Genomic DNA, 6302 nt, shown 5'->3' with positions numbered 1-6302 from the left:
CCACAGCATGTTCATCGCCTTGAGCGGCCGGACCATGACCTTGAAGTCCTCGATCAGCCCGGCATCGTTCCAGCGGATGATATCGACGCCGTTGATGTGGATGCCATCCACCGTGCAGGCAAATTCCAGCATCGCCTGGTTGCCATCGACCAGCTCGCGCTCATAGGTGAAGCTGTCGTTGCCCAGCACATGGGAGGCGGCGTGGAGATAGACAAAAACCTTCGCTTTGCCCGCCTGCGGGGTGTGGACCACAGGCGAGTGGAATACAGCATCATCGGCGAGCATCGCCTGCAATGCCTCGGGCTGCGATCCGCCCTGCATATAGGCGTGCCAGGCAGCGACGCCGGGATGCTCGCTCATGCCAGATGCTCGGCGAAGAACGCTTCGGTGCGGCCATCGGCAAGCTGGGCACCTGCTTCATTGCGCCGCGCGCCGTGTTCAGCGGCAAAGCCGTGGTCGAGCCCTTCGTAATCATGCAACGTCACGCGCGGATGATCACCAAGCCCGGCGTGGACTGCCGCTTGCGCTTCGGGCCCGACAAGGTGGTCGGCAGTGGGGATGTGGAGCAACAGCGGATTGGCGATGGCGTGCGATTCGCCCAGCATCTGGTCAATCATCACGCCATAATAGCCAACGCTGGCATCGATATCGGTGCGCGCCGCGACCATATAGGCGAGCTTGCCGCCCAGGCAGTAGCCCACCGCGCCAACCTTGGCGACGCCGGGCAAGCCGCCGATGCCGGCGCGGATTGTCCGGATCGTCGCCTCGATATCTTTCACCCCGTCGGTCGGATCATATTGGCCGAAATAGCCGAACGCTTCCTGCAGCTCGGCTTCAACATCGGCGTCGAGTTCGATGCCCGGCTTGATCCGCCAGAACAGATCGGGCGCGACCGCGAGATACCCTTTGGCTGCCCAGCCATCGCATTTCTGCCGGATGCCGGGATTGATGCCGAAAATCTCCTGAATGACGATGATTGCTGCCTTGGGGCTGCCATCGGGCTGCGCCACATAAGCCTGAAAATGAGCATCGCCTTCGAACGTCGCTACGCTGTACATCGCACCCATTATGCCTGTCCTTCATCAATTCGATTGATTTACACCGTGTTTATAACCACTTTGCGGATGCTGATAAGCGCGAATTCGGGGCTTGGGGGCCTACACGCGACAAGAGGATGTCTGTCATGAAAGTGAATGTTGAAGTCGATTGCTCCCCGGAAGAGATGCGCCGCTTTCTGGGCTTGCCCGATGTATCGGACGTCAACAAGACCTACGTCGATGGCGTGGTCAATGCGATGAAGGGCACCAGCAACGTCGACCAGCTGCAGACCATGGCCAAGAATATCGCGCCGATGGGCGAGATGGGCCTGCGCTTCTTCCAGCAGATCATGGAAGCCGCAGCAGCAGGCGCAGCGGGCAAGCCCAAAAAGGGCGATTGACCACTTCACTCCCATGCCGAGCGGTGACACGATTTTCGCGCTGTCGAGCGGCGCGCCACCGGCGGCGATTGCCACCATACGGATCAGCGGGTCTCTGGCGAAGCAAACGCTGGCGACGCTGACTGGTGCGCTGCCGTCCGAGCGGCAGGCAGCGCTAAGATCGCTGCGCGATCCGGCCGATGGGCGCTTGCTGGACCGTGCAGTGGTGATCTGGTTCGCTGGTCCTGCGACAGCGACGGGTGAGGACCTCGTGGAACTTCACCTGCATGGTGGGCGGGCGGTGGTGCGGGCGGTGGAAACCGCGCTTGCCAATATGCCGGGGCTACGGATGGCGGAGCCAGGCGAGTTTACCCGCCGCGCATTCAGCAATGGCCGGATTGACCTGGCCGAAGCCGAAGGGCTGGGCGATCTGCTGCTTGCGGAGACCGAGGCGCAGCGGGTGGCGGCATTGCGGATGGCAAGCGGGCACTTGTCGCGGCTGGCAAACCGTTGGCGTGAGGCGGTGCTACGCCTGTCCGCAATGGTGGAGGCCGAACTCGATTTTTCCGATGAGGATGACGTTGATACCGGTGCGGATGAAACGCTGCGCGTTTTGACGTTGGAGCTTGCGGCTGAGATCGATGCGGTGCTGGCAAGACCGCATGCCGAGAGGTTGAAGGATGGCATCCGTGTGGTGCTCGCCGGTCCGCCCAATGCGGGCAAATCAACCTTGCTCAACGCACTGGTGCAGCGCGACGCGGCCATCGTTTCCGATATCGCGGGCACAACGCGTGACATCATCGCGGTGCCGGTGGCCTATGATGGCGTGCCGTTCGTGTTCAGCGACACCGCCGGTTTGCGTGACGACCACGGCGATGGAATCGAAGCCATTGGCATTGCCCGTGCGCAGGATGCGATTGCTACCGCCGATATCGTGCTGTGGCTTGGCGTTCCTGACGGGATTCCGCAGCATCCCGCAGTTTGGCAAATCGCGGCGAAGGTTGATCGGGCTGATGTTTCACGTGAAACGGCAGACGTGGCGCGGCATCTAGTATCCGCGCTGACCGGTGAGGGAATCGACGCACTCATCGCTGATCTGGTAGCGTCCGCCCGCCAACTGCTTCCTGCGCCAGAGGACCTCGCGCTCAATGCCCGCCAGCATCGCCTGATCAGCCAGTGTGGCGTTTCATTGCATGATGCCGCTGGCCAGTCCGATCCGCTGATTCGCGCCGAGGCGTTGCGTCAGGCCCGCGCGGCGATCGACAGCCTGCTCGGCCATAGCCATGTTGAGGACATGCTTGATACCTTGTTCGGGCGCTTCTGCATCGGCAAGTAGCGCCGCCGTCGCCACTCGACCGAATCCCGCATTTGCGCTATGCGCTGCGCTATGAGCGGGTTTGATGTCATTGTTGTGGGCGGCGGGCATGCCGGGTGCGAGGCGGCGGCGGTTGCCGCGCGCATGGGTGCGCGTGTGGCATTGGTCAGTTTCTCGCGCGAATCGATCGGTGCGATGTCGTGCAATCCGGCAATCGGAGGCCTCGGCAAGGGCCATCTGGTGCGCGAAGTTGACGCCTTTGACGGGCTGATCGCGCGCGCCGCCGATGCTGCTGCGATCCACTACCGGATGCTGAACATCTCCAAGGGCAGCGCGGTGCAGGGGCCCCGGGTGCAGGCGGATCGGGTGCTGTACAAGGCTGCGGTGCAGGCGATGCTCGATGCGCAGCCGGGTCTGACGATCGTTGAGGGTGAGGTGGCCGAGCTGATCTTGGAAGGCGACCGGGTATCGGGCGTCGTGCTTGCCGATAGCACCATGCTCACAGCGCCAGCCGTGATACTCGCCACCGGCACCTTCCTCGGTGGACGGCTGTATCGCGGGGAAGAGCGGCTGACCGGGGGCAGGGTGGGCGAACCCGGTGCGACCTTGCTGGCACAGCAGCTGCGCGATGCCGCGCTGCCGATGGCGCGCCTCAAGACGGGCACGCCTCCACGGATCGACGGGCGCACCATCGACTGGGCGGTGCTTGAGGAACAGCCAAGCGACGATGGCAGCTGGACCATGTCGCCGTTGACGGTGCGCCGTACGGTGCCGCAGCTGTTCTGCGCGATCACTCGCACCAACAGCCAAACGCACGACATTATCCGCGCCAACCTGAATCGCTCACCGCTGTTCAGCGGCGCGATTGGCGCGCAGGGCCCGCGCTATTGCCCGTCGATTGAGGACAAGATTCACCGCTTTGGCGACCGCGATGGTCATCAGGTGTTTCTCGAACCCGAGGGGCTGGACAGCGTGCTGGTTTATCCCAACGGCATTTCGACCTCGCTGCCCACCGATGTGCAGCTTGATTTTGTGCGCTCGATGGCGGGGCTCAAGCGCGCCGAGATCGTCGTGCCGGGCTATGCGGTCGAGTACGATCATATCGATCCCCGTGCGCTCGACCATCGTCTACAGTTGCGCGCGATCCAGGGCCTGTATTGCGCGGGGCAGATCAATGGCACCACTGGCTATGAGGAGGCGGCGGCGCAGGGGCTGATCGCCGGGCTGTCGGCGGCAGCGATGGTGCTGGACCGCGCCATCACGTTGCCTGATCGTGCCAACAGCTATCTGGCGGTGATGATCGATGATCTGGTATTGCAGGGGGTGACCGAGCCCTATCGGATGCTTACCGCGCGCGCCGAATACCGGCTGCGGTTGCGCGCCAACAATGCCAGCGACCGCTTGACCGGAATGGCGATCGCGGCGGGCTGTGTGGGTGATGCGCGGCGCAATTGGTTCGAAACACGCAGCGCCGCCAAGGCGGACATGCGCGCCCGTCTTGAGCAGAAGGCAAGCTGCAGCGAACTCACCGCGCTCGGCCTGCCGGTTAAGGCCGATGGCGCTCGACAGAGCCTGTACGACTGGCTGCGCTATCCGGCTGTGACGCTGGCGTCGCTTGCGCCCTTGCTGGATGGCGACGCGCTCCCGGCGGACCTCGTTGATGAAATCGAGGAAGACGCGGTCTACGCGCCCTATCTTGCGCGTCAGGCGGCAGAGTTGCGCGACCTGCGTGCCAGTGAGCAAGTCGCGCTGGGGGCCGATATTGAGTATGGCGCGATTGCCGGGCTGTCGAACGAGATGGTCGAGCGGCTCAGCCTCGCGCAACCCGAGTCGCTGGCCGAGGCCGGGCGGATTCGGGGCGTGACACCTGCCGCGCTGGCCGCAATCCTTGTCCATGCGCGGCGCCGCGCTGCATGATCACATGACAAAGTTGGTGCGTACCGAGGTGGAAGCACAGGAATGGCTTCAGGACGCCCTGTGTGTTTCACGTGAAACAATCGCGGAGCTGGACGCATTCGCGCGCTTCGTGACCGAGGAGGCGGCGCTGCAAAACCTGATTGCAGCTTCGACAATCGACTCAATCTGGCAGCGGCACATTGTCGACAGTGCACAGTTGCTGCGCTTTGCCCAACCGTCGGCCGTATCATTATGGATAGATCTGGGCAGCGGGGCAGGGTTTCCTGGCCTTATCATCGCGTTGCTCGCGCCATGCCGGGTGGTGCTCATCGAATCGCGCGCGTTGCGCATTGCCTATCTTGAACGCGCCATCGCGCGATTCGGGCTGAAGGATCGGGTTGAGGTCGCAGGGATGCCGCTTAACCGTGTTAAGCCCACTGCCGCCGATTTCATTTCGGCGCGCGCCTTTGCGCCGCTGCCGCGTCTTATCGAAGGTGCGGCACGCTTTTCCACAGATAAAACGGTATGGCTGCTACCCAAGGGCAGAAATGCGCGCGCGGAACTGGAAAGCGTTGGCGCGCCGTGGCACGATATGTTTCACGTGGAACCCAGCATCACTGATAGCGATGCGGCGATTCTCGTCGGCAAGGGCCGCATCGGTGTCACCGAACCGAAAGGCGCAAGGCCAAAGCGCAGGCACGCATGATCGCGCGGGCGAAGGAGCATGACATGATCCGAATTGCTGTGGCCAATCAGAAGGGCGGGGTGGGCAAGACCACCACCGCGATCAATCTTGCCACGGCGCTGGCGGCGAGCGGCATGTCGGTGCTGCTGATCGATCTCGACCCACAGGGCAATGCCTCGACCGGCCTGGGGATTGCGCGCAATGACCGCGAATATTCGAGCTATGACCTGCTCACCGATGGCGCGTCGCTGGCGCAATGCGCGGTGCCGACGCAGATTCCCGGGCTCGACATCGTGCCGGCGACGGTTGACCTGTCGGGCGCAGAGATCGAGCTGGTTGATCTTGACCATCGCACCCACCGCATGAAGATGGCGATGGATGCCGATGTGCGCGGGCGCTGGCAGGTGTGCCTGATCGACTGCCCGCCGTCGCTCGGTCTGCTCACGCTCAATGCCCTGGTTGCGACAGACAAGGTGCTGGTGCCGCTGCAATGCGAATTCTTTGCGCTCGAAGGGTTGAGTCAGTTGCTGCAAACGGTCGAACGGGTGCAGCAACGGTTCAATCGTGATCTGTCGATTATCGGCGTGGTGCTGACGATGTATGACCGGCGCAACCGACTGACCGATCAGGTGTCGGATGATGTGCGCGCGGTGCTGGGCAGGCTGGTGTTTGATACCGTCATCCCGCGCAACGTGCGCCTGTCCGAAGCACCGAGCCACGGCCTGCCCGCGCTGATTTACGATCACCGTTGCGTGGGGTCAGAGGCCTATATCGCGTTGGCGCGCGAGTTTATCACACGCATGCCCAAGCTTGAGGAAGCCGCCTGATGTCTGATGACCGGACCGAACTCACCGACATGACCAAGGCCATTGGCCGCAGACGCCCCACAGGCCTTGGCCGGGGCCTCAACGCGCTGCTAGGCGAGGCGGTGCGCGAGGAGCCGCTGGTGCAGGCTGCAACGCCCGCCAATGGCGCAGCATCCGTCACCG

General features: G+C 63.2%; 7 protein-coding genes. 5 read left to right on the top strand and 2 right to left on the bottom strand.

Translation table 11 applies throughout. The features are described 5' to 3' along the window. The coding region (locus ACEW8G_RS06585; protein WP_373487639.1) for a nuclear transport factor 2 family protein at window positions 1–360 on the bottom strand (360 nt) is incomplete at its 3' end. After that, window positions 357–1067 (bottom strand): dienelactone hydrolase family protein, encoded by a 711-nt coding sequence (locus ACEW8G_RS06580; protein WP_373487638.1) that lies wholly within the window; start codon window positions 1065–1067, stop codon window positions 357–359. The genes ACEW8G_RS06580 and ACEW8G_RS06585, both read right to left, overlap by 4 nt. A 116-nt stretch (window positions 1068–1183) precedes the next feature. On the opposite strand from ACEW8G_RS06580, the gene ACEW8G_RS06575 reads away from it, so the two are divergent. The 5 genes from ACEW8G_RS06575 to ACEW8G_RS06555 are packed head-to-tail and all read left to right on the top strand — an operon-like array spanning window position 1184 to window position 6140. After that, window positions 1184–1438 carry a DUF6489 family protein gene (locus tag ACEW8G_RS06575; protein ID WP_373487637.1) on the top strand — a complete coding sequence of 85 codons (255 nt, stop codon included), beginning with the start codon at window positions 1184–1186 and terminating at the stop codon, window positions 1436–1438. Window positions 1439–1451: 13 nt separating this feature from the next. Then, a complete protein-coding gene (gene mnmE, locus ACEW8G_RS06570; RefSeq protein ID WP_373487636.1) occupies window positions 1452–2753 on the top strand; it encodes a tRNA uridine-5-carboxymethylaminomethyl(34) synthesis GTPase MnmE in 1302 nt (433 codons plus the stop codon). A gap of 51 nt (window positions 2754–2804) precedes the next feature. After that, window positions 2805–4649, top strand: a complete 1845-nt coding sequence (gene mnmG, locus ACEW8G_RS06565) for a tRNA uridine-5-carboxymethylaminomethyl(34) synthesis enzyme MnmG (protein WP_373487635.1) — start codon at window positions 2805–2807, stop codon at window positions 4647–4649. A gap of 4 nt (window positions 4650–4653) precedes the next feature. Further along, on the top strand, window positions 4654–5334 hold the full coding sequence (rsmG, locus tag ACEW8G_RS06560) for a 16S rRNA (guanine(527)-N(7))-methyltransferase RsmG (protein ID WP_373487634.1): 681 nt from the start codon (window positions 4654–4656) through the stop codon (window positions 5332–5334). Window positions 5335–5357: 23 nt separating this feature from the next. Next, the gene (locus ACEW8G_RS06555; RefSeq protein WP_373487633.1) at window positions 5358–6140 is read left to right on the top strand and encodes a ParA family protein; all 783 of its coding nucleotides are present in this window, start codon (window positions 5358–5360) and stop codon (window positions 6138–6140) included. The last annotated feature ends 162 nt before the right edge of the window (window positions 6141–6302 follow it).

Origin of the sequence: Blastomonas sp. (assembly GCF_041747255.1) — a bacterium.
In the GTDB taxonomy this organism is placed as follows: Bacteria; Pseudomonadota; Alphaproteobacteria; order Sphingomonadales; family Sphingomonadaceae; genus Blastomonas.
The sequence above is the reverse complement of the archived record's forward strand: the minus strand, read 5'-3'. Positions and strand labels throughout refer to the sequence as shown.

Bases quoted from the DNA above. Each gene is read 5' to 3' on its own strand.
- ACEW8G_RS06580 (WP_373487638.1), bottom strand. From the start codon at position 1,067: ATGGGTGCGATGTACAGCGTAGCGACGTTCGAAGGCGATGCTCATTTT.
- ACEW8G_RS06575 (WP_373487637.1), top strand. From the start codon at position 1,184: ATGAAAGTGAATGTTGAAGTCGATTGCTCCCCGGAAGAGATGCGCCGC.
- mnmE (WP_373487636.1), top strand. From the start codon at position 1,452: ATGCCGAGCGGTGACACGATTTTCGCGCTGTCGAGCGGCGCGCCACCG.
- mnmG (WP_373487635.1), top strand. From the start codon at position 2,805: ATGAGCGGGTTTGATGTCATTGTTGTGGGCGGCGGGCATGCCGGGTGC.
- rsmG (WP_373487634.1), top strand. From the start codon at position 4,654: ATGACAAAGTTGGTGCGTACCGAGGTGGAAGCACAGGAATGGCTTCAG.
- ACEW8G_RS06555 (WP_373487633.1), top strand. From the start codon at position 5,358: ATGATCCGAATTGCTGTGGCCAATCAGAAGGGCGGGGTGGGCAAGACC.